24 protein-coding genes are annotated in these 23,344 nt (G+C 67.5%); 10 read left to right on the top strand and 14 right to left on the bottom strand.

The features are described from left to right. Positions 1-31 precede the first annotated feature (31 nt). A complete protein-coding gene (locus EKM57_RS03730; protein ID WP_206185285.1) occupies positions 32-946 on the top strand; it encodes a class I SAM-dependent methyltransferase in 915 nt (304 codons plus the stop codon). 89 nt (positions 947-1,035) lie between these two features. Here the strand turns inward: EKM57_RS03730 and EKM57_RS03725 are convergent, their stop codons facing one another. The 4 genes from EKM57_RS03725 to phaR all read right to left on the bottom strand — a co-directional run bounded on the left by EKM57_RS03725 (position 1,036) and on the right by phaR (position 3,387). After that, complete coding sequence (locus EKM57_RS03725; protein ID WP_129791143.1) at positions 1,036-1,803, bottom strand: SDR family NAD(P)-dependent oxidoreductase; 768 nt, start codon at positions 1,801-1,803, stop codon at positions 1,036-1,038. 8 nt (positions 1,804-1,811) lie between these two features. Beyond that, the gene (locus EKM57_RS03720; protein WP_129791142.1) at positions 1,812-2,288 is read right to left on the bottom strand and encodes an SRPBCC domain-containing protein; all 477 of its coding nucleotides are present in this window, start codon (positions 2,286-2,288) and stop codon (positions 1,812-1,814) included. Continuing rightward, entirely contained in the window at positions 2,281-2,622 is a 342-nt protein-coding gene (locus EKM57_RS03715; protein WP_129791141.1) for a helix-turn-helix transcriptional regulator, read from the bottom strand. The genes EKM57_RS03720 and EKM57_RS03715 overlap by 8 nt, the downstream gene beginning before the upstream one ends. Positions 2,623-2,832: 210 nt before the next feature. After that, positions 2,833-3,387 carry a polyhydroxyalkanoate synthesis repressor PhaR gene (gene phaR / locus EKM57_RS03710; protein ID WP_129791140.1) on the bottom strand — a complete coding sequence of 185 codons (555 nt, stop codon included), beginning with the start codon at positions 3,385-3,387 and terminating at the stop codon, positions 2,833-2,835. 91 nt (positions 3,388-3,478) lie between these two features. Between phaR and EKM57_RS03705 the strand changes: the two genes are divergently transcribed. Further along, positions 3,479-4,465, top strand: coding sequence for an alpha/beta hydrolase (locus EKM57_RS03705; RefSeq protein WP_243450869.1), 987 nt, complete (start codon positions 3,479-3,481; stop codon positions 4,463-4,465). 59 nt (positions 4,466-4,524) lie between these two features. After that, positions 4,525-5,700 carry an acetyl-CoA C-acetyltransferase gene (locus EKM57_RS03700; protein ID WP_129791138.1) on the top strand — a complete coding sequence of 392 codons (1,176 nt, stop codon included), beginning with the start codon at positions 4,525-4,527 and terminating at the stop codon, positions 5,698-5,700. Positions 5,701-5,731: 31 nt separating this feature from the next. Here EKM57_RS03700 and EKM57_RS03695 read toward each other — a convergent pair whose 3' ends face one another. From EKM57_RS03695 to EKM57_RS03675, 5 genes are all read right to left on the bottom strand, one after another. Then, on the bottom strand, positions 5,732-6,973 hold the full coding sequence (locus EKM57_RS03695) for a TCR/Tet family MFS transporter (protein ID WP_129791137.1): 1,242 nt from the start codon (positions 6,971-6,973) through the stop codon (positions 5,732-5,734). Positions 6,974-7,271: 298 nt separating this feature from the next. Then, positions 7,272-8,120, bottom strand: coding sequence for a metallophosphoesterase (locus EKM57_RS03690; RefSeq protein ID WP_129791136.1), 849 nt, complete (start codon positions 8,118-8,120; stop codon positions 7,272-7,274). Between the two features lie 56 nt (positions 8,121-8,176). After that, positions 8,177-9,211, bottom strand: coding sequence for an alanine racemase (locus EKM57_RS03685; protein WP_129791135.1), 1,035 nt, complete (start codon positions 9,209-9,211; stop codon positions 8,177-8,179). Between the two features lie 31 nt (positions 9,212-9,242). Further along, a complete protein-coding gene (locus EKM57_RS03680; protein ID WP_129791134.1) occupies positions 9,243-10,868 on the bottom strand; it encodes an MFS transporter in 1,626 nt (541 codons plus the stop codon). A gap of 133 nt (positions 10,869-11,001) precedes the next feature. Continuing rightward, positions 11,002-11,625 carry a TetR/AcrR family transcriptional regulator gene (locus EKM57_RS03675; protein WP_129791133.1) on the bottom strand — a complete coding sequence of 208 codons (624 nt, stop codon included), beginning with the start codon at positions 11,623-11,625 and terminating at the stop codon, positions 11,002-11,004. A gap of 38 nt (positions 11,626-11,663) precedes the next feature. Here EKM57_RS03675 and EKM57_RS03670 point away from each other — a divergent pair, with 38 nt between their 5' ends. Continuing rightward, a complete protein-coding gene (locus EKM57_RS03670) occupies positions 11,664-12,113 on the top strand; it encodes an abscisic acid-deficient protein Aba4 family protein (protein WP_129791132.1) in 450 nt (149 codons plus the stop codon). Beyond that, complete coding sequence (locus EKM57_RS03665) at positions 12,110-12,943, top strand: hypothetical protein (RefSeq protein ID WP_129791131.1); 834 nt, start codon at positions 12,110-12,112, stop codon at positions 12,941-12,943. Before EKM57_RS03670 ends, EKM57_RS03665 begins: the two co-directional genes overlap by 4 nt. Here EKM57_RS03665 and EKM57_RS03660 read toward each other — a convergent pair. Next, positions 12,940-13,317 carry a GFA family protein gene (locus tag EKM57_RS03660; protein WP_129791130.1) on the bottom strand — a complete coding sequence of 126 codons (378 nt, stop codon included), beginning with the start codon at positions 13,315-13,317 and terminating at the stop codon, positions 12,940-12,942. The genes EKM57_RS03665 and EKM57_RS03660 overlap by 4 nt on opposite strands. A gap of 91 nt (positions 13,318-13,408) precedes the next feature. Next, positions 13,409-13,534: a hypothetical protein gene (locus EKM57_RS22640; RefSeq protein ID WP_256386854.1), complete on the bottom strand. Its 126-nt coding sequence runs from the start codon at positions 13,532-13,534 to the stop codon at positions 13,409-13,411. 93 nt (positions 13,535-13,627) lie between these two features. Here EKM57_RS22640 and EKM57_RS03655 point away from each other — a divergent pair, with 93 nt between their 5' ends. Beyond that, entirely contained in the window at positions 13,628-14,167 is a 540-nt protein-coding gene (locus EKM57_RS03655) for a DNA-deoxyinosine glycosylase (RefSeq protein WP_129791129.1), read from the top strand. Here the strand turns inward: EKM57_RS03655 and EKM57_RS03650 are convergent. Further along, positions 14,152-14,880: a 3'(2'),5'-bisphosphate nucleotidase CysQ gene (locus EKM57_RS03650; RefSeq protein ID WP_129791128.1), complete on the bottom strand. Its 729-nt coding sequence runs from the start codon at positions 14,878-14,880 to the stop codon at positions 14,152-14,154. The two genes, EKM57_RS03655 and EKM57_RS03650, sit on opposite strands and share 16 nt — an antisense overlap. 281 nt (positions 14,881-15,161) lie before the next feature. Between EKM57_RS03650 and EKM57_RS03645 the strand changes: the two genes are divergently transcribed. Together EKM57_RS03645 and EKM57_RS03640 are read left to right on the top strand one after the other, a co-directional pair. Further along, entirely contained in the window at positions 15,162-16,289 is a 1,128-nt protein-coding gene (locus EKM57_RS03645) for an FAD-binding oxidoreductase (protein ID WP_129791127.1), read from the top strand. Between the two features lie 86 nt (positions 16,290-16,375). After that, positions 16,376-18,370, top strand: coding sequence for a transglycosylase domain-containing protein (locus tag EKM57_RS03640; RefSeq protein WP_129791126.1), 1,995 nt, complete (start codon positions 16,376-16,378; stop codon positions 18,368-18,370). 16 nt (positions 18,371-18,386) lie between these two features. On the opposite strand, the gene EKM57_RS03635 is transcribed toward EKM57_RS03640, so the two are convergent. Then, the gene (locus EKM57_RS03635; protein ID WP_129791125.1) at positions 18,387-18,593 is read right to left on the bottom strand and encodes a hypothetical protein; all 207 of its coding nucleotides are present in this window, start codon (positions 18,591-18,593) and stop codon (positions 18,387-18,389) included. Positions 18,594-18,685: 92 nt separating this feature from the next. On the opposite strand from EKM57_RS03635, the gene EKM57_RS03630 reads away from it, so the two are divergent. Next, the gene (locus tag EKM57_RS03630; protein ID WP_206185284.1) at positions 18,686-19,723 is read left to right on the top strand and encodes an AI-2E family transporter; all 1,038 of its coding nucleotides are present in this window, start codon (positions 18,686-18,688) and stop codon (positions 19,721-19,723) included. A 54-nt stretch (positions 19,724-19,777) separates the two neighbouring features. Here the strand turns inward: EKM57_RS03630 and EKM57_RS03625 are convergent, their stop codons facing one another. Next, entirely contained in the window at positions 19,778-22,099 is a 2,322-nt protein-coding gene (locus EKM57_RS03625) for a transketolase (RefSeq protein ID WP_129791124.1), read from the bottom strand. Positions 22,100-22,272: 173 nt separating this feature from the next. On the opposite strand from EKM57_RS03625, the gene EKM57_RS03620 reads away from it, so the two are divergent. Next, positions 22,273-23,292, top strand: coding sequence for a sensor domain-containing diguanylate cyclase (locus EKM57_RS03620; protein ID WP_129791123.1), 1,020 nt, complete (start codon positions 22,273-22,275; stop codon positions 23,290-23,292). The last annotated feature ends 52 nt before the right edge of the window (positions 23,293-23,344 follow it).

The following is a 23,344-nucleotide window of genomic DNA, read 5'->3' as shown; positions in this document are numbered from 1 at the left end:
ATGGACAGGCGACGCATGTAAGGAGATGAAGATGATCCGCCAGAGCCTGCCACTTGCGATCTTCACCGCCGCCCTCGCTATCGGCGCCGGAGGCGCCGTCGCCGCCGCCCAGCATCAGGGCCACGCGCAGCAACCGGCCCAGGCGGCCGGGCAGGCGCACCATCAGGGCATGGCCCATGGCGAAGGCATGCAGCACCAGCCCTGGCACGATGCGCTCCAGGCCGCGGTTCGCGCCGACACGCGCAATGCCGACAATGTCGCGCGCGACCGCTACCGTCACCCATTCGAGACGCTCGCCTTCTTCGGCGTCGAGCCGGACGATACGGTGGTCGAGATATGGCCGTCGGGCGGTTGGTATACCGAGATCCTGGCTCCTTATCTCCGCCAGGGCGGCGGCACTTATTACGCGGCATCGCTCGGCAATCGCCACGACGGCGTGCGGCGGCTCGCCGAAGCCAATTCGCAGCTCTACGGCGACATTCGCTACGCGGCCTTCCCCGCTTTCGAGGCCAGCGATCCCCGCGTTCCGGACGGCACGGCCGACGTCGTCCTGACCTTCCGCAACGTCCACAACTGGCAGATGGGCTACCAGCGCGACAATCAGCCCTATGGCGAGGAAGCGTTCCGCCAGATGTTCGCCATGCTGAAGCCCGGCGGCACGCTCGGCATCGTCGACCATCGCCTTCCGGAGGATGCCGACGCCGAGCGCGAACGGACGAGCGGCTATATCAAGGTGTCGACCGTTCGCCGGCTCGCCGAGGCGGCCGGCTTCCGGTTCGTCGGGGCGTCGGAAGTGAATGCCAATCCCAACGACACGGCCGACTGGCCGGAGGGCGTCTGGACGCTCCCGCCGCGCTTGCGCCTCGGCGACCAGGACCGCGAACGCTATTTCGCGATCGGCGAAAGCGACCGGATGACGCTGAAGTTCGAGAAGCCGCGGTCCTAGCGACGGCCGGCCAGGCCAGGTCCTTCATACCGCCTGCTGGCCTCGAAGACGCTTGCCGTTGCGCGCGCGCCTGTTCGCCTGGGCGCGCCCTAGCTGACATCCATGATCGAGCCGCATGTCAGATTGACGGTGGCGCCGGTCATCGCACTCGCCCGGTCGGACCCGGCGAAGGCGGCCGCGAAGGCAATCTCTTCGGGTCTCGGTAATCGGCCGAGTGCCGTGCCCGCCTCCATATAGGCCTTCGTCTCCCGCCATTGCGGCTCAGCCTCGCTCGGCCAGGTTTCGGGGAGGGCGTCCGACCTCAGGCAGACCACGCGGATCCCATGCCGCCCCAGCTCTCCGGCGAACGAGCGCGTCAGTGCCTCGATCGCTGTGCAGGCGACTGAAAAGCCGCCCGTCTTGTGGTAGACCCGGTCGCGGCCCGACAGTCCGGCCGACGTTGCCGACAATGTCAGGATAGCCCCCGCACCGCGTCGGACCATGTGCCGCGCCGCAGCACGCATCGTCAGGAAGTTCGCGCGCAGTCCAGTGTCGATCGGCGCCATGATATCGGCCAGCGGCATTTCCAGCAGCGCCGTTCCCTGCAGATGGCCGTGGATGCTGATCGCGTTGAGGCTGACATCGACCTGGCCGGTCTCGGCGACCACCTTCGTCAGATGGCGCTCGACGGCCTCTTCGTCGAGAACATCGAAGTGGGCCCAGTCCGCATTCAGCGCCTCGGCCAGTTTCCGCACCTTGCTCTGAGTGCGTCCGACGAGGAAGAGCCTTGCTCCTTCCTTCGCGAAGACGTGCGCGATCGCGCTCCCGATATTCCCGGCGGCGCCATAAACGACGGCAACCTTGTCCTGAAGGAGCATCGGCCTTCCTACTCGGATGCGCCAACCGGTTGGGCCAAACGACTACGCAGATTGTCCAAGGCCTCGCTCCAGCCATCGTGAACATAATTGTCCCCGGCAAAGCCAGCCACGCCGCGCAAGTGAAAGATCATCTCGGTCTGCGGCGCGCGATCGACGAAGACGAGCGTCATTCGAGGTGCCCCATCGACCGGGTCCGACGGATTTCCCCAGGTGAAAACCAGTCTCTCCGGCTCGACCACCTCCAGATAGGTTCCACCGGTTGGAAACGCTTCGCCCGTGGCAGGGTTGACCAGCGTGTAGCGATAGCGGCCGCCGACACGCACATCGGTCTCGATAGTGTCGCGCAGGATCGCGATGTCGCGGGGATGATGCCAGGTGGCGAGCACGGACGGATCGGTCCATGCACGCCACACCAGCGGGCGCGGAGCATCCAGCAGGCGCACCAGCGTGAATTCCGGCGGATTGCCGCTGGTTTCGTCAGACATCTCGTTCCTCCTCTTTCAGGCGCGCAAGTTGTTCCTCCAGCAGGTCGAAGCGCTCATTCCATTCCCGCCGGTGCAGATCGATCCATCGGGAGGCCTCGTCCAGCGGCTCGGCACGGATCGAAACCGAGCGCCATTGCGCGCGGGCCGTGCGCCGTATGAGGCCCGCCCGTTCGAGAACCTTCAGGTGCTGGGATACGGCCGGCCAGCTCATGTCGAACGGCTCCGCCAGCTCCCGGACCGTCGTCGGCCCGTTCAAGAGCCGCGAGAGGATCGAGCGGCGAGTGGGGTCTCCCAGCGCTGAGAATACCAGGCTGAGACGATCGGCTGCTGCCATCGAATCACTTCCTTAATTAAGGAACTTCTTCAACAGTAACCGGCGTTCAGACGCCTTGTCAAGCAGATCGCAACCGCTTCTCGGCGGGGCAGCCATTCCGCGGTCCACGACCGGCGAGTCTCTTCGGTTTGGTTGGAAGTATCGGGGGCGCTCGAACAAAGGCGGACGCCTTGCGCGCGTTCCCTCCCCCGTCGGGGGGAGGGAGAGCAATCAGCCGAGCTTGTCGAGCTTCTGCTGCAGATCGCGGAGCTGCGCCTTCAATGCAGCAAGCTCCTCCTTGGTGTCGGGCTTGGCAGCTTCCTCGGCCGGCTCCGGCGACGTCGAGGCGGCACGGCCGGACGCCGCGGCGGTGAACATTTCCATGTTGCGCCGCGCCATCTCCGCGAAGGGGTTGGTGGCGAGCGCGCCGGCCATCGCCTCGCGGAATTGGTTCTGGTTGCGCTGCAGCGCTTCCAGCGAGGCCTCGAGATAGTGCGGAACCACCGACTGCATCGAGTCGCCGTACATGGAGATAAGCTGTCGCAGGAAATTGACCGGAAGCATGGTCGCTCCGCGCGCTTCCTCCTCCATGATGATCTGGGCCAGCACGCTCCGCGTGATATCCTCGCCCGACTTGGCATCGACGACTTTGAAGTGACGCTTCTGGCGAACCATCTGCGCCAACCGCTCCAAAGTTATATAAGCGGAGCTTTCGGTATCGTAGAGGCGCCGGTTCGCATATTTCTTGATGATGACCTCATCGTCATCCGAGCGGGACGCCGCCATGCCGAGCTCCTCTGTCCCAGGGGCAAGCAGCCTAACACCAAAACTTGCCGCACCGCAACACAGGCCGCGGCCGCTTCCCCTTTTCCTGTCCTTGCTGCGCGAACAGGGTGCAGCAGAGCCCGACCGGATGCGCCGCGCGCTCGCCGGCCTGCGCCGTTACCAGGAGGCGGAGCGTCCGATGCCCTCGCCGCCGATGCCCGCAGCCGCCGAGTGCCGTGGCGCGGTGCTCCGCGATTATGGGGGGTCGGGCCCGCCCGCTGTGTTCGTGCCTTCGCTGATCAACCCCCCCAACGTGCTCGACCTCGCCGGCCGCTCGCTGCTCCGCTGGCTCGCGGCTCGGGGGCAACGCGTCCTTCTCCTCGACTGGGGCTGGCCGGACGTCGCGCGCAGCCGGCTGTCGGTCGCGGGCCACGTCGAGGAGATCCTCCTTCCTTTGATGGACGCGCTCGGCGAGGAAGCGGACCTGGTCGGCTACTGCCTCGGCGGGACGATGGTGGCGGCGGCGGCCCGACTGGCCCCGGCGCGAAGCCTCACGATGCTCGCCGCGCCCTGGTATTTCTCCGCTTTCCCAGACGAGTCGCGTGCCGGCCTCGCCCGGCTGTGGGACGAGTCCAGGGCTTCGGCGGAGACCTTGGGCGTCCTGCCGATGGAAGTCCTGCAAGGCGCCTTCTGGAGCCTCGATCCGGCGCGTACCGTCGCCAAGTTCGAAGCCTTTGCCGGCCTCGAGGGCGAGGAGGCCCGCGCCTTCGTGGCGCTCGAGGACTGGGCGAATGACGGCCCGCCGCTCGCCGTCGCTGCCGCGCGCGAGCTGTTCGAGGACTTCTTCGGACAGGACTTGCCGGGCAGCGGCCGATGGCGGGTTGGCGGCAAGCTAATCGATGTGGCAGCACTCGACCTTCCGCTGCTCGACATCGTCTCGACGAGCGACCGGATCGTCCCGGCGGCGAGCGGTGCCGGCATGGGCAGGCGGCTCGAACTCGAGCAGGGGCATGTCGGCATGGTCGTCGGCCGGCGGGCACGCCGGACGCTGTGGGAGCCCCTGGCAGCGTGGCTTTCCCGCAGTGCAGCAAGCTGCTAGTGGCGCGGTCCGGAGCGCCCCTCCCCTTTAGCGGGTGAGGGAGGAAGCAGGAGCCCATCATGACCGACATCGTCATCACCGCCGCCAAGCGCACGCCCGTCGGAGCCTTTCTCGGCGCCTTCGACGCCACGCCGGCCCATGAGCTGGGCCGAGTCGCGATCGAAGCGGCGCTGGCCCAGGCGGGCGTTGCCGCGGACGAGGTTTCGGAGGTGATCCTCGGTCAGGTGCTTACCGCTGCCCAAGGACAGAATCCTGCCCGCCAGGCCTCGATGGCCGCCGGCATTCCCAAGGAGGTACCGGCCTGGGGCGTAAACCAGGTCTGCGGGTCGGGCCTGCGCGCCGTCGCCCTCGCCGCCCAGGCGATCCAGACCGGCGATTCGCGCGTGGTCGTCGCCGGCGGTCAGGAGAATATGAGCCTCTCCGCCCATGCGCAGAACCTGCGCGGCGGTACCAAGATGGGCGGGCTCGAGCTGATCGACACGATGATCAAGGATGGCCTGACCGACGTGTTCAACGGCTATCACATGGGTATCACCGCCGAAAATCTCGCCGAACAATATCAGGTGACGCGCGACGATCAGGACGCGTTTGCCGCCGCTTCCCAGCAGAAGGCTTCACGCGCCCGAGCCGAAGGACGCTTCCGCGATGAGATTGCGGCGGTGACGGTGAAGGCGCGCAAGGGCGAGACGGTTGTCGAGGCCGACGAATATATACGCGACGGAGTCGAACAGGCGGCGCTTGCCGGCCTGCGCCCTGCGTTCAGGAAGGACGGCACCGTCACCGCCGGCAATGCGTCCGGCATCAACGACGGCGCCGCCGCGATCGTCCTGATGAGCCGGGAGGAAGCCGAGCGCCGCGGCGCCCCGGTCCTTGGCCGTGTGGCGAGTTGGGCCTCGGCCGGCGTCGATCCGTCGATCATGGGCATCGGGCCGGTACCGGCCACGAAGCGGGCTCTCGAGAAGGCAGGCTGGACGATCGCCGACCTCGATCTCATCGAGGCGAACGAGGCATTCGCCGCCCAGGCGCTGGCGGTCGGCAAGGAGCTCGGCTGGGACTCCGACAGGGTCAACGTCAACGGCGGCGCGATCGCGATCGGCCACCCGATCGGCGCCAGCGGGGCCCGCGTCCTCACCACCCTGCTCTACGAGATGGGCCGCCGCGATGCGAAAAAGGGGCTCGCCACATTGTGCATCGGCGGCGGCATGGGAATCGCGCTCTGCGTCGAGCGCGACTAGCCCATTCTCGAAGCTCCGGCGGCGCACCCGCTCAAGGGCTTGTGCCGGCCGTCTCCGTCTCCAATCTGATCTCGCGCCGGCCGACCGCATGGCCCAGGGCCGCCGCCGCGGCAAGGATCGCGGCCGCGAGTACGAAGCTGAGACCCGGCATGGCACCGGCCGACAGGCTGTAGACCCAACCGAAGAAGACCGGCGAAGCCACGCCGGCGATGCTCGCGACGCTATTGTTGGCGCCCTGAAGCTGGCCCTGCTCACGTTCCGAGACGCGCCGCGTCATCAAGGCCAGCAAAGTCGGCAGAGCGAGGCTCCAGAGCGCATTCGGCACCAAGGCGGCAATGAACAACCAGCCGGTCGGCGCCGCGCCCATGGCGAAGATACCGAGCGCTCCCATGGACAGGCCCAGCACCATCGTGCGGCGGTCGCCTAGCCAGCGCACCACGCGCGGCACCAGGAAGACCTGAACGAGCATCTCCAGGACGCCGGCGAAGGTGAGCAGCAACCCCACCTGATAGACACTCCAGCCGAACCGATGGCCGGCATAGAGCACGAAGACGGCCGAGAAGACGTGGTGGGCGAAGTAGAGGAGGAAGTTCACGGTTGCGAGCCCCGTGAGCTCGGGATGCGAACCCAGCAGCCGCAACGCTCCCAGCGGATTCGCGCGCCCCCAGGAGAAGGGCATGCGGCGCTCCTCGGGAAGCGATTCCGGAAGAACCAGAAGCCCGTAGAGAAAGGCGAGGGCCGACAGGCCGGCCGCGGTCCAGAACGGCACGCGTGGGCCCAACTCGCCCAGCACCCCTCCGAGCGCCGGGCCGGCGATGAAGCCGGCACTGAACGCTGCGCCGACGAGCCCGTAGGCACGGGAACGATTCTCCGGCGCAATGATGTCCGCGACATAAGCGTAGATGGCCGTGAAGCTCGACGACGTCATCCCGCCGATCATGCGGCCGACGGCGAGCCACCAGAGGTTCGGAGCGAGCGCCATCAGCATCCAGTCGGCCGCCAGCCCCGCCGTCGAGATCAGAATCACCGGGCGCCGCCCATATCGGTCGGAGAGCGCTCCGATGATCGGCGAGCAGACGAACTGCATCACCGCCCACAAGGCGACGAGGACTCCGTTCCACAAGCCGGCGGCGGCGTTAGACCCGGTAAACTCCTCGATGAGCGACGGGAGCACCGGGATGACGATTCCCATCGCCATGATGTCGAGCACGGCAGCGAAGAGAATGAACAGAATAGCGCGGCGATAAGGCGCCGGAGCGATATCCAGAAACATGGGTCACCTGATATTGGAGATTCAGCAGCGCCACCTGCACCGGGACCGCACGAGCGGTCGGCCAAGGGGGCATTCGGGCTGCGGTGTTGGCGGTCCGGATCCGAGTGGCGCCGGTCGGCGCTCGGATCAGCCTGAGATCAGCTCCGGAGCCGCTCCTGCGAGCGGACGTCGGACGGGGAGACACAGCAAGCCGGGTCCCGGAGGACCGAACGGATCACGACCGACTCTGCGCTGTGCATGGAAACCTCCCGAATCGAGCGGGGCCATTTAGTCTCAAGTTCCAGTCGCCGCAAGCCGATCAGCCGGCAAGCTCTGCCGCTGCCGGCCGCGGATGCCAATTCTCGCCGTCGAAAGTGAAGCGGGCCTGACTCCGCCCGGTGAAAGCCGTACCGTCCCATGCGATCACTTGCAGGTCGACCTCGTCATTGCGACGGGCATGAATGAGATTGAAGCTCTGCGCTTCCCCGGCCCGTAACCGGGTGGAAGTTGCGGTGCCGGCCTGGATCACCAGGGCCGGCCCGGCATTCTCGACCATCTCTCGCGCGGCGGCCGAGTAGGTGCGATGGAAATGGCCGGCCAGGAGGATGTGCACGCCTGCCTCGGCGACTGCCTGAAGCGCCGGTTCGTGCCGACCGACGACCCTGGTCAGGCCACCTTCCTCGCCGATCGGCATGGCAAACAGGGGATGGTGGGTCACCAGGATCTTCGTCCTGTCGTCGGGCACGGCGCGAAAGCGTTCGCGGATCAGCGCCATCTGCTCATGGTTGATCCGGCCGTGCTTGATGGTGAGCGACCGCGCCGTGTTGATTCCGAGCACGGCGAGGCGCTCGTTCTCGAACCAGGGGCAAAGATCCTCCTCGATGAAACGGCGATAACGGTTCAGCGGGCGGGCGAAGCGGCGCAGCACGTCGAAGAGCGGCACGTCGTGGTTGCCTGGGACGCAGAGCGTCCGCAGCCCGACTGCCTCGAGGCGGCGGAGGAAGGCGCGTGCCTCGCGATACTGCTCCACCCGCGCCCGCTGCGTGAAGTCGCCGCTGATGACGACCAGGTCCGGCCGATCCGCCACCAGCCACGCCTCGACGCCGGCGACGACCGAAGGGTCATGCGCGCCGAAATGGACGTCCGACAGATGAGCGATGCGGGCCACGGTGAGAGAACCGCCGACCGGGCCTGTGAGTTTCGTCGGGCCTCGAACGGGCAGCCCTACTTCCAGATCCGCTCGAACCGCGACCCGAGGGCGGTGAGCAGCTCATATTGGCTGAGACCGGATTGGGCGGAAGCGGTCGGAAGGTCGTAATCGAGCTCGATCCAGTCGCCCTCCGCCAGTTCGGGCGCCCCGTCGATACAGATCGCCGTGAGATCCATCGACACGCGGCCGACCACCGGGACGAAGCCATCGCCGACACGCGCCCGTCCCGTTCCCGAGAAACCGCGAAGATAGCCGTCGGCATAACCGATGTTGAGGATCGCGATTTCGTGCCGGCATTCGGCGACGAAGGTGGCATTGTAGCCGACGCGATCGCCCGCCTCCACCCGGCGGCGCTGGACGATCTCGGCCTCGACGCGGACGACCTGGCGGATGTGCCCTGCTGCCTCGGGCCGTGGCACGCCGCCGTAAAGGGCGATGCCCGGACGGGTGAGGTCGAAGCCAAAGTCCGAACCCAGGCAGATTCCAGCGCTGTTGGCGAGGCTCAGGCGGCGGGCGGCAACGCCGCTGGCAAGGTCGGCGAAAGCGCGCCGCTGCGCCTCGTTCGTCGGCACGTCCTCGTCAGCGGAGGCGAGATGGCTCATCAAGGTCTCGATCCGCAGGCCTTCGAGCAGTCCCGACGCGACGTCCGAGGGCGAGATTCCGAGCCGGTTGATCCCGGTGTCGACCATGACGTCGCAAGGGCGGCCGGTCTCGCGCCAGCGGGCGACCTGCTCGGGGCTGTTGAGCACGGGCCGCGCCCGCGATCGCTGCGCCGCGGGTCCGTCCCGCGGCCCGACCCCGTGCAGGACGGACAGGGAGACATCCTGCGGCAAGGACGCCAACGCCTCCGCCTCGGCCCAGGTCGTGACGAAGAAATCGCGGCAACCCGCCTGCTGGAGGCGCTTTACGACCTCGCGCGCGCCGAGCGCGTAGCCGTCCGCCTTGACCGCCGCGCCGCAGGCGGCACCGCCGCCCCGACCGGCGAGCCACTTCCAATTGGAGACGAGCGCATCTCCGTCGAGGATCAGCCGCAGCGGGAGGTGGACCATCGCCGCGCCCTAGCGGGGCCCTCGGGCCAAGTCACGCCGCGCCGGAGGCCCGGTGTTCAACCCCGTCCGGAAGCCAGAGCCAGGTGACGATCAGCGCCATGGCGACGACGCCCCAGGTGTACCAGAGGCCGGAATAGGGATCGCCGGTTGTCGCGACGATATAGCTGGCGATGAAGGGAAGGAAGCCGCCGAAATAGCCGGTGCCGAAATGGTAGGGGATCGACATCGAGCTGTAGCGGATCCGGGGCGGGAACATCTCGGACAGGAGCGCCGCGACCGGCCCGTAGGTCATTCCGGACAAAGCGGTGATCGCCAGCATCGCGAGGATGAGCAGGGCGACATTGCCCGCGCTGGGCACGACCGGTTCAAACCGGTAGCCGGCCGCCTCGAGCAGCGGGCGGATCTCGCCGGTGTCGGTCAGTACATGCGTCTCCCCGCCGATCCGGACGACCAGCGGCTCGACGGCCGGCGCCGCCTTCCCGGCGGGGAGGTCGAACTGGTAGCGCACGCCGAGGCCGGCCAGCTCGCCGATGACGCGGCCGCAGAGATCGGCCTGGCGCCTCGCGAAGGGATCGAACTCGCAACTCTGCCGCTCGATCCTGACCGGCGCCCGCGCCGCCGCGGCCTCCATTTCCGGATTGGCGGCCGATCCCATCACCCAGAAGATCGGAAAGAGCAGCATCAGGGTCAGAGCATAGCCGATCACGATCGGCTTCTTCCGGCCGACCCGGTCCGACAGGCGGCCGAACAGGACGAACCAGCCGAGCCCGCCCAGCGCGCCGGCCCCGACGATGAGCTGGGCAGTCGTCCCCTCGACCCGCATCGTTCCCTGAAGGAAGGAGAGGGTCGAGAACATCGCCGTGTACCAGACGACGGTGAGTCCGGCCGCGATTCCGAACAAGGCGACGAACAGCCGCTTGCGATTGCCGGGATAAGTGAAGCTCTCCTTGAACGGATTGGCGGTGCAGCCGCCGCTCTCCTTCATCGCCGTGAACACCGGGCTTTCGGACAGCTTGAAACGCATCCACAGCGAAATGGCGAGCAGCAGGATCGAGATGAGGAACGGGACACGCCAGCCCCACGCATCCCAATCGGCTTCGCTCATCACCATCTTGGTGCCGAGGACCACGGCGAGGCTGAGCACGAAGCCGCCGCCGACCGAAGCCTGGACGAAGCTGGTATAGAAGCCCGCCCTGCCGGGCGGCGAGTGCTCGGCGACGTAGATTGCCGCCCCGCCATATTCCCCGCCGAGCGCCAGCCCCTGCAAGATCCGGAGCAGAATGATGAGCACCGGCGCGGCAATGCCGATCGCGGCGGCCGACGGCACCAGCCCGACGCCGGCGGTAGCAAGGCCCATCAGGGTGATGGTGATGAGGAACGTATATTTCCGCCCAAGCCGGTCGCCCATATAGCCGAACAGGATGGCGCCCAATGGGCGGAACCCGAAGCCGACGGCGAATCCGGCCCAGGCGAGCAACGTCTGCAGCGTCTCGTTGCCCGCCGGAAAGAAAGTGCGCCCGATGATTCCGGACGCCGCCAGCGTGCCGTAGATGAAGAAGTCATACCATTCGAAGACCGTGCCGGCAGACGAGGCGGCGATGACCATGCGCGTGCGGCCGCTTTCGCTTGGCGCCGTATCTGCCGCCACACTGGCCATGCTCGCCCTCCCCGCTTATTTTATGGGAGAACCTAAGCGCGGACCCCGGGATCGGGCAAGGTGTCGTGATGTTGCTTCGGCCGCCTATCGCGTGCCGGCGACGGACGCCTAGGCATTCGGCGGGGCGCCTTTGTCACACGTCGAGGTGCCTGAGCACGAGCGGTAACAGCTGGTCGGCGGCCCGCTCAGCGTCCCCTGGCGCCGTTCCGAACGCACCGTCGAGCGCCAGCCGCGCAAAGCCGTGGACCATCGACCAGCTCGCGATCGACGGCGCCACTGCCGGATCCAGCGAGTCCGTCTTCCTTTCGCTCCGGCCGCGCGCCGCCTCGTCGAGAACGGCGAAGGCCCGGCGGCCCGCCTCGCGGAGATCGGGATCGTCGCCGTCGACGAGCCCGTAGCGCCACATCAGGTCGAACTTGGCGCGCTCGGCAAGGGCGAAGCGGACATAGGCCATGCCCTGCGAACGGAGCCGCTCGGTCCGGGTCTCGCCGACATCGGCGGCCGCCAGACTGTCGCCGAACCGTCGGAAGGCCTCGGTCGCGAGCGCAGTCAGAAGGCCGCGCGCATCGCCGAAATGGTGCGCCGGCGCGGCTGGCGACACCCCGGCGCGCCGGGCCGTCTCCCGTAGGGAAAAGCCGTCGACGCCGCGCTCGGCGATCACGGCCTCCGCCGCCTCGATCAAGGCCTGGCGCAGGGCGCCGTGATGATAGCCGCGGCCTGCACGCTTGGTCTTGACACTGTTTAGATCGTTGTCCATAAGGCGATCTGTACAGCGTCAAGATTGAGGATGCAACGATGCTAGACCCTGCGATGGCGTTCGATCTTGCCGGAATGCTGGCCATGCTCGGCTGGCTCGGGCTGCTGATCTCGCTCTTCCTCGCCGCCGCGCGGCCGGTCGTCTGGCCGATCGCCCAGCTGGCGATCCCGGCACTGCTCGCGATCGCTTATGTCCTGCTGATTGCCAGGGGCATGGGCGCCGAAGGCGGAGGATTCGGCTCGATCGAACAGGTCCGCGCCTTGTTCGCGGACGACAGCGCACTCGCCGCCGGCTGGCTCCATTATCTCGCCTTCGACCTGTTCGTCGGCGCCTGGATCGTCCGCGACGGGATCGGGCGAGAAATCCACCCGCTGCTGATCCTCCCTTGCCTGCCCTTGACCTTCCTTTTCGGCCCGGCCGGCCTGCTTCTCTACCTGCTGGTTCGCCTGGCCGTTCGCCCCCGAACCGACAAGGAGACCGCTCGATGAACAGCCTCGCCATCCGTCCCGTGCGATTCACCCTTCCCTTCCTGACCGAGTTGATCGAGCGGCAGCGGTCCCTCGCGCTGTACGGCCTCGCCTCGATAGCCCTGGCGGCCGTGGCGGTAGCGATGCAGGCGATCGACCCGCGTGTGCTCGAAAGCGGCGTCAACGTCTGGGTCAAGCCGGCCAAGTTCCTGTCGTCGGTCGGCATCTTCACCCTGACCGCGGCGTGGCTCTTCGGCTATATCCGGACGGAGCGCCGGCGCTCCCGCCCGATGCGCGCCACTGTCGGCTTGATTCTCCTCGCCAGCACCTTCGAACTGGTGTGGATCATCTGGCAGGGCTCGCGCGGGCTCGAATCCCACTTCAACGAGGATACGACCTTCTACGCCCTGATGTACGCCCTGATGGGCATCTTTTCCGTGCTGCTCGTCGCCACCACCCTGCCGCTGGCGTGGGAGATCGGCCGGCGCCCCGCCGCCGGCCTGTCCGGCGACTTCATCGCGGCGCTGGTGATCGGGCTGGTTCTCACCTTCGCCCTGGGGGGCGGCTTCGGCATCGCGATCGCCGCCAATGGCGGCCATTCGGTCGGCGCGGAAGCCGGCGCCGCGCCGCTGTTCGGCTGGAACCGGTCCGGCGGCGATCTGCGCATCGCCCATTTCGTCGGCATCCATGCCGAGCAGGCAATCCCGATCCTCGCCGCCGTCGCAGCCGGCGTAGGTCTCACGCTGCGGGCACGATGGGCGGTCCTGATTGCCGGAAGCCTGTTGTGGGCCGGCCTGGCGTTCGCACTCTACGCCCAGGCGGCCGCGGGCCGACCACTCTTTCCGCTCTAGAACCGGTCCGAGAGAGCGACGGCCGCCTGCTCCCAGTTGCGGCCGTCGAAGGCGGTGAAGGAGATGGCGAGGCCGGATATGTCGTCGATGGCGTTGAGATTCACGCTCCAGGAGTCCGGATGGGAGCGCGGCTGATAGAAGCTTTTCACTCCGCACCGGCTGCAGAAGAGATGATTGGCGGTGCCGGTGCCGAAGCGGTAGCTCGTCAGCGCGGTCTCGCCCTCGACCAGGCGAAAATCGTCGTGGGGGACGATGAGGTGGCGAAAGCCGGTCGCGGAGCAAAGCGAGCAGTTGCAGTCGAACACTTCGACGCCGCCCGAAACCTCCACCTCGAAACGCACCGCCCCGCAATGACAGCTTCCCGAGACCCTCATCTCGATCGCCTTCCTTCGTCCGACGCGCACGGCCTTTTGTTAGGAGTAACCGGTTCCGGTCCCGCTCGGCACCGCCCCGGCAGGCCCGTCCTCAGGTCGCGTCGTCGACCTCATTGGCGACCGACTGCAGGTCGGTCCCGACGCCGCGGACCGTGTTGCAGGCGGTGAGCGAGAGCCCGGCGCCCACGACGAAAAGCATGACAAATTTCCGTACCATATTGTGTCTCCCTCACCCCCTTCGCGTCGGCTGTCCTTCCAAATCGCACGCCCGTCAACCGGCTTCGTTGCAGGCGCGAAAGGAGCCGGCGACTTGTCGGGACCTGCCGGGATCCGCCATGTCGTGGAGGTGAGCGATTCGAGCCTTCAGCATTGCTTTGCGCCAGTCATCCGTCCCGACACCCGATTGCTGCTACTCGGCAGCCTTCCAGGCGCCGTATCGCTGGCGCAAAGCCGTTATTACGCTCATCCGCGCAACCAGTTCTGGCGCCTCCTCGAGGCGGTCATCGAACGCCCGCTGACGCCGCTTGCCTACGAGGCACGGCTGGTGACGCTGCTCGACTCCGGCGTCGGGCTCTGGGACACGGTCGCGGCAGCGACCCGACGCGGCAGCCTCGACGCCGACATCCGGCTCCACACCGCCAGCGATCTTGTTGCGCTCGACAAAACCCTGCCGCACCTGCGCGCTATCGGGTTCAACGGCGGGACGTCGGCGCGGATCGGCCGCGCCCAGCTGGGGGAGACGAGCGGATTGGACCTGATCGATCTCCCTTCGAGCAGCCCGGCTTACACCTTGCCGTTCGAGCGCAAGCTCGAGCGCTGGATGGGGCTTCGCCCTTATTTGCGGCAATAAGCGACGATCTTCTCGGCCCATTCCGGCCGGGCGATGACGAGGTCCGGAACGATCGTATCCGGCCGGTTGTAGAGGAGCGGCGAGCCGTCCACGCGGCTGGCATGAAGACCGGCGCCGATCGCGACCGCCGCGGGCGCGCAATTGTCCCATTCATGCTGCCCGCCGGCATGATAATAGATGTCGGCGTCTCCGGCGATCACCGCAGCAGCCTTCGCGCCGGCCGAGCCCATCGGCGCCAGTTCGGCGCCGAGCATGGCGGCTATATCCTCGACCTCGGCCGGAGGCCGGGTGCGGCTGACGAGCATGAGCGGCCGGGGCCGCTGTCCGCCCGGTGGCGTCGGACAGCAATCGGACCGGAACAGCCGGGCCCGCGCGGGAAGCGAGACCGCCCCCAAGCGCGGCTCGCCGCGAACAGCGAGCGCGACGTGCACCGCCCAGTCGTCGCGCCCTTCGCTGAACTCGCGGGTTCCGTCGAGCGGATCGATGATCCAGACCCGCTCTTTCTCCAGGCGCGCTTTGTCGTCGGGGCTTTCTTCGGACAGGATCGCGTCCTGCGGCCGCCACTCGCGCAAGGCCGTGAGCAGATAGGCGTTGGCGACCTTATCCCCCACCCGGCCGAGCGCAGCGCCCTCGAGGATGCGGCTCTCGCGCAACTCGGTGAGGAGCCGCCCTGCTCCCTCGGCCAGCCGCGCCGCCAGCTCTTCGTCCGTCATGCTTCCTCGCCCACCCGCAATGCCGCGTCCGAGGGGCGATGCCGGGAGGCGGGCCGGGCGTCAACCGGGGCAATTGCTTCGTTGCCGTCCCCACAAGCGCAGGGCGCCCGCCAATCCCGGCGCATTGGGGGGACATGAAGCAGGCCGCGTCGCTGCCGGCCGCACCAGGAAGCGAGCAGAGGGGAGGTCATACGCCGCGTTCCGGCCGTGACGGCATGGACGCAGGGCCGGCCCGGCTCGGAGGGTGACCAGAGCAGACAAATCCGCTAGCGGCCGGCGCCGTGAGTGACGCAGACTTCCTGATCGTCGGCGGCGGAGTCGCGGGCCTTTCGGCCGGCGCCGCGCTTGCCCGCCATGGACGCGTGGTTGTCACCGAGGCCGAAGAATCGCTCGGCCATCACAGTTCCGGCCGCAGTGCGACCTTTTCCCATTTCGGGATCGGCAACCGGATCGTCCGATCGATGACCGCGCACAGCCGTGCCTTCTTCCTGGAAGCGGGCGAAGGCGTGCTCTGCCGGCGCAGCCCTGCCCTGTTCGTGGCGACCGAAGAGATGCGCACCGCCCTCGAGATGCTGGCGCGCGACATGACGACCTTTTCCGCCTGCATCGAGCCGCAAAGCGAGAGCGAGATGCTGCGCCGCTTCCCTCCTTTGCGCACCGGCACCGACGCGATCGTTGCCGGCTTGCTCGACCCGGATGGTCTGCGGCTCGATTCCGACGCCCTGCTCCAGAGCTATGCCCGATCGATCCGCACGTCCGGAGGCGAAGTGCTGACCGGCCGGCGTCTTCGCACGGTCGAGCCGGCGGGCGGCGGATGGCGCGTCGAGAGCGAGAACGGCGAGACCTGGACCGCGCCGATCCTCATCAACGCCGCCGGCGCCTGGGCGGACGAAATAGCCCAAGCGGCGGGAGTTCGGCCGATCGGCCTCAAGCCGCTGCGGCGCACGATCATCGTCGTCGATCCACCAGCGGGCGCCGAAGTTCGCGGCTGGCCGTTCGTGAAGACCGCGGTGGACGATTTCTACATCCTCCCCGAATCCGGCCGGCTGATGGCCTCCCCGGTCGACGAAGTCGAGAGCGGGCCGTGCGACGCCCAGCCTGAAGACTATGACGTCGCCCTCGCCGCCTGGAAGGTCGAGCGCTATACGACCCTGTCGGTCGCGCGCATTGCCCATCGCTGGGCCGGATTGCGAACCTTCACACGCGATCGGACCCCGGCGGCCGGCTTCGATGCGCAAGCACCCGGCTTCTTCTGGCTTGCGGGCCAGGGCGGGTTCGGGTTGCAGACGGCGCCCGCCATGGCCGAAGCTGTCGAATCCCTCGTCACCGGGGCTGCCTGGCCCGATGCCCTCGCCCGTGCGGGTATCGAGGCGGCAGACCTCCGGCCGGAGCGGCTGCACGAGGCTTGATCATCGCCCGCGAAACATGCTGACAACGCCCGCGTTGGATGCTCTCGGTCCATGGGGACCGGACTGAAAACTTACTAGGAAGCAGGATGCCGGCAGCGCGAGACGTGGATCTGGAACGTACCGAAGCCGAAGATCCCGACGCGCCGCCGCAGCCGCCGCTCTCCCGGGTGCGGACGGTCGTGCGCGTAGCCAAGATAGGCGCCCTCCTGTTCGCGCTTGCGGTGATCTGGCTGACGGTGACCGCCCCATTGTCCCGATCGCTGCAACCGATCGGCGCGCCGGGCCTCACCATCCTTTCCGCCGAAGGGGAGCCGATCGCCCGGCGCGGCGCCGTCATCGAGGCGCCGGTCTCGGTCACCGAGCTGCCGCCGCACGTCGGCGAGGCCTTCATCGCGATCGAGGACAGGCGCTTCTACAGCCATATCGGCATCGATCCCTGGGGCATTTCCCGAGCCATGGTGCGCAACCTGCGTGCCGGGAGAGTCCGGGAGGGCGGAAGCACGATCAGCCAGCAGCTGGCCAAGACCAGCTTCCTCAGCCCCGAACGCACGGCCGCGCGCAAGCTCCAGGAGGCGCTGATCACGCTCTGGCTCGAAGTCTGGCTAAGCAAGGAGGAGATTCTCAGCCGCTATCTGTCGAACGTCTATTTCGGCGACAATGTCTACGGCTTGCGCGCCGCGGCGCGCCACTATTTCGACTCGGAGCCCGATGAACTAACCGTGGCGCAGGCGGCAATGCTTGCCGGAATCGTCAACGCGCCTTCACGGCTGGCGCCGACCAACAATCTCGACGGCGCACAGGAACGGTCGCGGCTGGTGATGCGGGAAATGGTGCAGGCCGGATTCCTCACCGAGGAGGAGCATGACGAAATTCGGCCGGCGCGCCTGCGCCTCGGCGAGCGCGACGACGTGCCGACCGGCACCTATTTCGCCGACTGGGTGATCCCTCAGGCGAGCGAGCTGGCCGAAGGCACCTATGGCGAGCGGCAGGTCCTGACCACGCTGGAGGGCGACCTGCAGCGCCTCGCGGTACGAACGATAAGGCGCGCGGGGCTCGGGCGGGCGCAAGTGGCGCTCGTGGCGATGCGGCTCGACGGACGTGTCGTCGCGATGGTCGGCGGCAAGGATTATCGTCGCAGCAGCTTCAACCGGGCGACGCAGGCGCGGCGCCAGCCGGGATCGGCGTTCAAGCCGTTCGTCTATCTCGCCGCCTTTCGCGCGGGTTATCGGCCGACCACGCCGGTGAACGACGTACCGATCCGGCTCGGCGATTGGGAACCGCGCAATTATAGCGGTGACTATCGCGGCCGAATCAGCCTGCGCGAAGCGGTCGCTTATTCGAGCAACTCCGTCGCAGTGCAGATCCAGGAGCGGGTCGGCCGAGACAATGTCATCCGCGCCGCTCGCGATCTCGGCATCACGACATCGCTTCGCCCGGATCCCAGCCTGGCGCTGGGTACCAATGGGGTAAGCCTGGTCGAGCTCACCGCCGCTTATGCGGCCATAGCGGCGGGCCGATTTCCGATCCGCCCGCACGGGCTGCCGGAACGGACGAGCTGGTTTGGCGGCGGGACCTCGGCCGACGCGCTCAACCGCGACCCGGCTTTCCCGATGCTCCGCGACGTGCTCCATGCCGTCGTGAATCGCGGCACTGGACGGGCCGCCGCGCTTTCGATCCCGACCTTCGGCAAAACCGGCACCACCTCAGACTATCGGGATGCCTGGTTCGTCGGTTTCGCCGGTGACCTGGTGGTCGGAATATGGGTGGGCAACGACGATAACAGCCCGTTGCCGGGAACCACCGGTGGCGGAATACCAGCAAGGATCTGGCGCGATTTCATGGCCGACGCGCTCGGAATTCGCCCGGTCCGGCGGCCAGCGCCGGTACCGCTGTCCCAGACCGACCGGACTCCGGAGCCGACGAACCCGGACAACGGACTGGTACCCACCGAAGCCGAGCCTCCCGTCGTGGAGCCCGGCAACGCGCCGGCGCCGGGACAGACGCCCACGCCGGACCTGGTGCTGCCGCCCGTCACCGTCCCGAGAGAGCAGCTTCCGCCGCCCCCCGAGCCCGAGCAGTAAAACTAAGGCGGCGAAGTCAGAGGTCGAGCGGAGGCGTTCGCCGAGCGCGGCGGCGATCGTAGAACTTCTTGGCGCCATAGGCTCCAAGTGCGGCAACGCCGAGGGGCGTGAAGGCGCGGCGAACCAGCCAGGGTGCCGCGGCGCCGATCAGCGCGCCCTTCAGTCCTCGATTGGAGCCGGCGAGGCGGCGGCCGATCCCGGCGCCGAGAATCTTGCCAATCATGTCATTCTCCCGTCATGAGCCAATTGGACGAAACAGCGCCGGATGGAAAGGAATGTTCCGCCGGTACGTTCAAGGGTTGGAAGGAGGCGCGGATGAGCGGCGAGCCGATCAGTCACCGGGTCTTCATCGAGCGGCTCGTCATCGCCATCATCGTCATCGGCATCGCGCTGCTGCTGTGGAATTTGCGCGACCTGTTCCTGCTCATGTTCGGCGCGATCCTGGTGTCGGTGATCCTCAACCTCGTCGCAGCGCCGATCCGCAGCCGGCTCAAACTGCCCCATTGGGCTGCCTTGCTGGCCGCCATTTTGATCGTCGCGGGGGTGATCCTGGGCGCCTTCTGGACGTTCGGCGCGGAGGTGACTCGCCAGGCGACGGGGCTGCGCGAGATGGTCCCGGCGGCGTGGCAGGCGGCACTCGATCGGTTCGACGCCTGGGGGATCGGCGAGATGATGCGCGAATGGTCGGCCAGCCTCAGCGAAAACGGTGGTGTGCTCAGCAACCTCGGCGCTATCGCCATGTCGGTCGGCAACGCGCTGGCGGACACGTTTCTCGTGCTGGTGGCCGGCATCTATCTGGCGGCGCAGCCCGGCCTCTACTGGACCGGGATGATCAAGCTCGTTCCCGAACGTGGCCGGGCGCTCGCCGCGCAAGCGATGGAGGCGAGCGCGCGCGCCCTGAGGCTGTGGCTGCTCGGCCGAATGGTCTCGATGGCGGCGGTCGGCATCCTGACCTGGCTCGGCCTGACGCTGATCGGCGTACCTTCCGCGCTGACGCTGGGACTGCTCGCCGCCCTGCTCGAGTTCGTGCCGTTCATCGGACCGATCATCGCCGCCGTTCCGGCGGTGCTGCTCGCCTTTGCCGCCGGCCCGGACGAGGCGTTCTGGACGATGCTCCTGTTCCTGCTGGTTCAGCAGTTCGAGGGCAATGTGCTCGAGCCGATCGTCCAGCAACGTGCGGTGGACCTGCCGCCGGCCTTGCTCCTGTTCGCGCTGGTGGCCGGGGGCTTCATCTTCGGCGTGTCGGGAATCATCCTCGCGGCGCCGTTGACGGTGGTGCTCTACGTGCTGGTTAAGCGGCTCTACGTGCAGGAGGCGCTTCATACGCGGACACGGATGCCGGGCGACGATTGACGTCGCGGTGTCGGCCCGGGAATCGATACGGGCGGCCGCAAGAGCCGCGACGGGTCAGGTCAGGAAAAGCTCGGCCGCCGCTTCGACGATCGCGGCGGTATCCAGCCGATAGGCGCGGTAGAGCTCGGAGAGGCTGCCCGTCTGGCCGAATCGATCGACCCCGAGCGGGCTGACCCGCTGGCCGCGCACGCCGCCGATCCAAGACAGAGAGGCGGGCGCCGCGTCGATCAGCGTGACGAGACCGGCATTCGGAGCGAGCGGCGCGAGAAGCCGCTCGACCTGGGACGGCTCCGGGTCCCTGCCGTTCCACCGGGCGGCGAGACGATCGGTCCAACCGCGGTGGAGCAGGTCGGGAGACGTGATGGCGAGCAGACCCAGTCCCGGTACGTCGTCCTTCAGCGCCTCCCATGCGGCGATCGCCTCCGGCGCGAGGGCGCCCGAGTAGACCAAAGCGGCTTCCGCGCCTTCCGCCGGAGCGCGCAGCCAATAGCCGCCGGCGAGCGCGTCGGCCTTCCAGCCGTCGCCGGTCCGAGCCGGCTGGCGGACGGTACGGGTCGAGAGCCGCAGATAGACGCTCTCGCCGTCCGGTCGCTGCATGAGGCGGAAAGCTTCTTCCATGAACAAGGCGAGCTCGTCGGCGAAGGCGGGCTCGTAATGCCTGAGACCCGGCTGGCCCATTGCAATGAGCGGCGGGTTGATCGACTGGTGAGCGCCGCCTTCCGGCCCCAGCGTAAGGCCCGACGGAGTCCCGACGAGCAGGAAGCGGGCGTCCTGGTAGCAGGCATAATTGAGCGCATCGAGCCCGCGGGCGATGAACGGGTCGTAGACGGTGCCGATCGGGAACAGCCGTTCGCCGAACAGGTCGCCCGCCAGCCCCATGGCGGCAAGCATCAGGAACAGATTGTTCTCGGCAATGCCGAGCTCGATGTGCTGGCCGGCTTCGCCGCCAGCCCATTTCTGCGCCGAAGGAATCCGAGCCTGGGCGAACACGTCCTTGAGCTCGGCACGGCGAAACAGGCCGCGCTGGTTCACCCAAGCACCGAGGTTGGTCGAGACGGTGACGTCGGGCGAGGTGGTGACGATCCGGTCGGCGAGGCCGCCGCCGGTGCGCGACAGGTCGAGCAGGATCCGGCCGAACGCCGCCTGGGTCGACTGCTCCTCCCCTGCCGGCGGCGCGATCGCCGGCGTCTCGGCCTGGTTCCAGGCGCGGTCGGGGCGCGACCGGGCGATACGGCTACGTTCGACCAATGCCCTGGCCGCGCTCGCGGCATTGCCGCCCAGCCCAGCCCAGGCTGCCCATTCTTCGCCTTCGGCAATGCCCATCGAATCGCGCAGACCAGCGATCTGGGTCGGGGTCATCAGACCGGAATGATTGTCCTTGTGGCCGGCGAACGGCAGTCCATAGCCCTTGATCGTGTAGGCGATGAACAAGGTCGGCACGTCGTCGCGCGCAGCTTCGAACGCCTCCACCAGGCACTCGACGTCGTGGCCGCCGAGATTGGTCATCAGCGCTTGGAGGGCGTCGTCGTCCCGGGCGTCGAGCAGCGGCCTGGCCTCGTCCCCCAGGTCCTTCAGCAGACGCTCGCGCCAGGCCGCGCCGCCGAGATAGGTGAGCGCGGCATAATCGGCATTGCCGGTCCGGTCGATGAAGTCGCGAAGCCCCGCCCCGCCCGGCTCGGCGAAGGCGGCCTGCTGGGCCTTGCCATATTTGAGCGTGACGACGCGCCACCCGCAGGTTTCGAAAATGTCGTCGAAACGGCTGAACATCCGGTCGGCCGTGGTCGCATCGAGCGACTGGCGGTTATAGTCGACGATCCACCAGCAGTTGCGGATATCGTGCTTGGCAGCCTCGATGAGGCATTCGTAGATATTGCCCTCGTCGAGTTCGGCGTCGCCGAGCAGGGCGACCATTCGTCCCGTCTGCTCCGACGCGATCAGGCCGTGGGCGAGCAGATAGTCCTGGACCAGGCTGGCGAAAGCCGTGATCGCCACGCCCAGCCCCACCGAGCCCGTCGAAAAGTCGACCGGTATCCGGTCCTTGGTCCGGCTGGGGTAGCTTTGCGCGCCGCCGAATCCGCGAAACGCTTCCAGCTGTTCACGGCTCTGGCTACCGAGCAGATAATGGATCGCGTGAAGCACCGGGCCGGCGTGCGGCTTCACCGCGACCCGATCGTTCGGCCCGAGCGCGTGGAAGTAGAGCGCCGCCATGATGGCCGTGATTGAGGCACAGCTCGCCTGGTGTCCGCCCACCTTCAGGCCATCGCCGCTCTCGCGAATATGGTTGGCGTGGTGGATCGTCCAGGACGAGAGCCAGCGCAGGCGCTCCTCGACGAGGCGGAGCGCGTCCAGGTCGGGGCTTTCGGTCTTCTTCAGCATGGCCGCGCTTTAGCGCCGTTCGGGTGCGCGGGGGAACCGCATTCGACCACGGAGGGCGGGGGGTCGAGGGACCTGCCCTCTCGAGGCCCGACGCTCTGGGCGGCGACGCGTGGGTGCTAAGCGAAGGGAATCTTTACGACTTCCGGATAGCGTGAAAGCTTGGGAGTGGGCTGATGAAGCGGGTTCTTGGGCGGGCGTCGACATGGTTCGCACGACATTTCGGCCCGAACGCCAGAGAGAGCCGCGAGTCCGAATCGCTGAGGATGCTGGCCGAACTGGGCGGCGAGGTCATCTTCCGCTTCGGCGTCGACGGCAAGGCGCGCTACATCTCGCCGTCGGTGGCACGCTTGCTCGGCTGCACGCCGCAGGACATCTACGCCGCCGGCGGCGACGTGGTTTCGAACAATTTCGTTTACGAAGAAGACCGTCAGCTCGTGGCCACGGCCGTTCGCCAGCATTTCGCAGGCAGCCTGCCCGAAGTGAAGCTGGAATTCCGCATGCGGCGCAGCGACGGTTCCCTGATCTGGGTCGAAACCAATTGCAGCACCGTCGAGGATCCGAAAACCGGACAACCGACGGATATCCTCTTCACCATGCGCGACATCTCGGAGAAGAAGGGGATCGAGGCCGAGCTCGAAGCGCTGGCGCGGACTGACGGACTGACCGGACTGTCGAACCGCCGAGCCTTCGACGAGGCGTTCGACCGCGCCTGGCAGCATGCGCTTGACTGTCGGGGAATGCTGTCACTGCTGCTGTTCGACATCGACTGCTTCAAGTCGTTCAACGATGCCAACGGCCATCAGGTGGGCGACGACTGCCTGCGCACCGTCGCCCGGACGATCGGCACGAGCCTCAAGCGTGCCCACTTCCTTGCCGCACGCTATGGTGGCGAGGAATTCGTGGTCATCGCTCCCGGCACCGACCAGAGCGAAGCGACGGCCCTTGCGGAGACGACGAGGCTCGCCATCGAGGCGCTCGCCCTCCCTCACCCATCGAGCGGGATCGGCCCGAACGTGACGGTCAGCGTCGGCGTGGCCACGGCCATGGCTACGGCAGGCGGAACGACGAGAATGCCGGAAGGGCTGCTTCAGGCCGCCGACACGGCGCTGTACAAGGCAAAATCGATGGGCCGCAATCGCGTCGAAACGACACTGCTTCTCGCCAAGGAGAGCGGGCTCCGCGCCGCATCGTGAGGCCCACCCGAGCGGGCACGGCAGAAACAGGTCTGACGAAGGCCGGCGGCGC

Origin of the sequence: Sphingosinicella sp. CPCC 101087, assembly GCF_004151485.1 — a bacterium.
In the GTDB taxonomy this organism is placed as follows: Bacteria; Pseudomonadota; Alphaproteobacteria; order Sphingomonadales; family Sphingomonadaceae; genus Allosphingosinicella.
The sequence above is the reverse complement of the archived record's forward strand: the minus strand, read 5'-3'. Positions and strand labels throughout refer to the sequence as shown.

Bases quoted from the DNA above. Each gene is read 5' to 3' on its own strand.
- EKM57_RS03730 (WP_206185285.1), top strand. From the start codon at position 32: ATGATCCGCCAGAGCCTGCCACTTGCGATCTTCACCGCCGCCCTCGCT.
- EKM57_RS03725 (WP_129791143.1), bottom strand. From the start codon at position 1,803: ATGCTCCTTCAGGACAAGGTTGCCGTCGTTTATGGCGCCGCCGGGAAT.
- EKM57_RS03720 (WP_129791142.1), bottom strand. From the start codon at position 2,288: ATGTCTGACGAAACCAGCGGCAATCCGCCGGAATTCACGCTGGTGCGC.
- EKM57_RS03715 (WP_129791141.1), bottom strand. From the start codon at position 2,622: ATGGCAGCAGCCGATCGTCTCAGCCTGGTATTCTCAGCGCTGGGAGAC.
- phaR (WP_129791140.1), bottom strand. From the start codon at position 3,387: ATGGCGGCGTCCCGCTCGGATGACGATGAGGTCATCATCAAGAAATAT.
- EKM57_RS03700 (WP_129791138.1), top strand. From the start codon at position 4,525: ATGACCGACATCGTCATCACCGCCGCCAAGCGCACGCCCGTCGGAGCC.
- EKM57_RS03695 (WP_129791137.1), bottom strand. From the start codon at position 6,973: ATGTTTCTGGATATCGCTCCGGCGCCTTATCGCCGCGCTATTCTGTTC.
- EKM57_RS03685 (WP_129791135.1), bottom strand. From the start codon at position 9,211: ATGGTCCACCTCCCGCTGCGGCTGATCCTCGACGGAGATGCGCTCGTC.
- EKM57_RS03680 (WP_129791134.1), bottom strand. From the start codon at position 10,868: ATGGCCAGTGTGGCGGCAGATACGGCGCCAAGCGAAAGCGGCCGCACG.
- EKM57_RS03675 (WP_129791133.1), bottom strand. From the start codon at position 11,625: ATGGACAACGATCTAAACAGTGTCAAGACCAAGCGTGCAGGCCGCGGC.
- EKM57_RS03670 (WP_129791132.1), top strand. From the start codon at position 11,664: ATGCTAGACCCTGCGATGGCGTTCGATCTTGCCGGAATGCTGGCCATG.
- EKM57_RS03665 (WP_129791131.1), top strand. From the start codon at position 12,110: ATGAACAGCCTCGCCATCCGTCCCGTGCGATTCACCCTTCCCTTCCTG.
- EKM57_RS03660 (WP_129791130.1), bottom strand. From the start codon at position 13,317: ATGAGGGTCTCGGGAAGCTGTCATTGCGGGGCGGTGCGTTTCGAGGTG.
- EKM57_RS22640 (WP_256386854.1), bottom strand. From the start codon at position 13,534: ATGGTACGGAAATTTGTCATGCTTTTCGTCGTGGGCGCCGGGCTCTCG.
- EKM57_RS03650 (WP_129791128.1), bottom strand. From the start codon at position 14,880: ATGACGGACGAAGAGCTGGCGGCGCGGCTGGCCGAGGGAGCAGGGCGG.
- EKM57_RS03640 (WP_129791126.1), top strand. From the start codon at position 16,376: ATGCCGGCAGCGCGAGACGTGGATCTGGAACGTACCGAAGCCGAAGAT.
- EKM57_RS03635 (WP_129791125.1), bottom strand. From the start codon at position 18,593: ATGATTGGCAAGATTCTCGGCGCCGGGATCGGCCGCCGCCTCGCCGGC.
- EKM57_RS03630 (WP_206185284.1), top strand. From the start codon at position 18,686: ATGAGCGGCGAGCCGATCAGTCACCGGGTCTTCATCGAGCGGCTCGTC.
- EKM57_RS03625 (WP_129791124.1), bottom strand. From the start codon at position 22,099: ATGCTGAAGAAGACCGAAAGCCCCGACCTGGACGCGCTCCGCCTCGTC.
- EKM57_RS03620 (WP_129791123.1), top strand. From the start codon at position 22,273: ATGAAGCGGGTTCTTGGGCGGGCGTCGACATGGTTCGCACGACATTTC.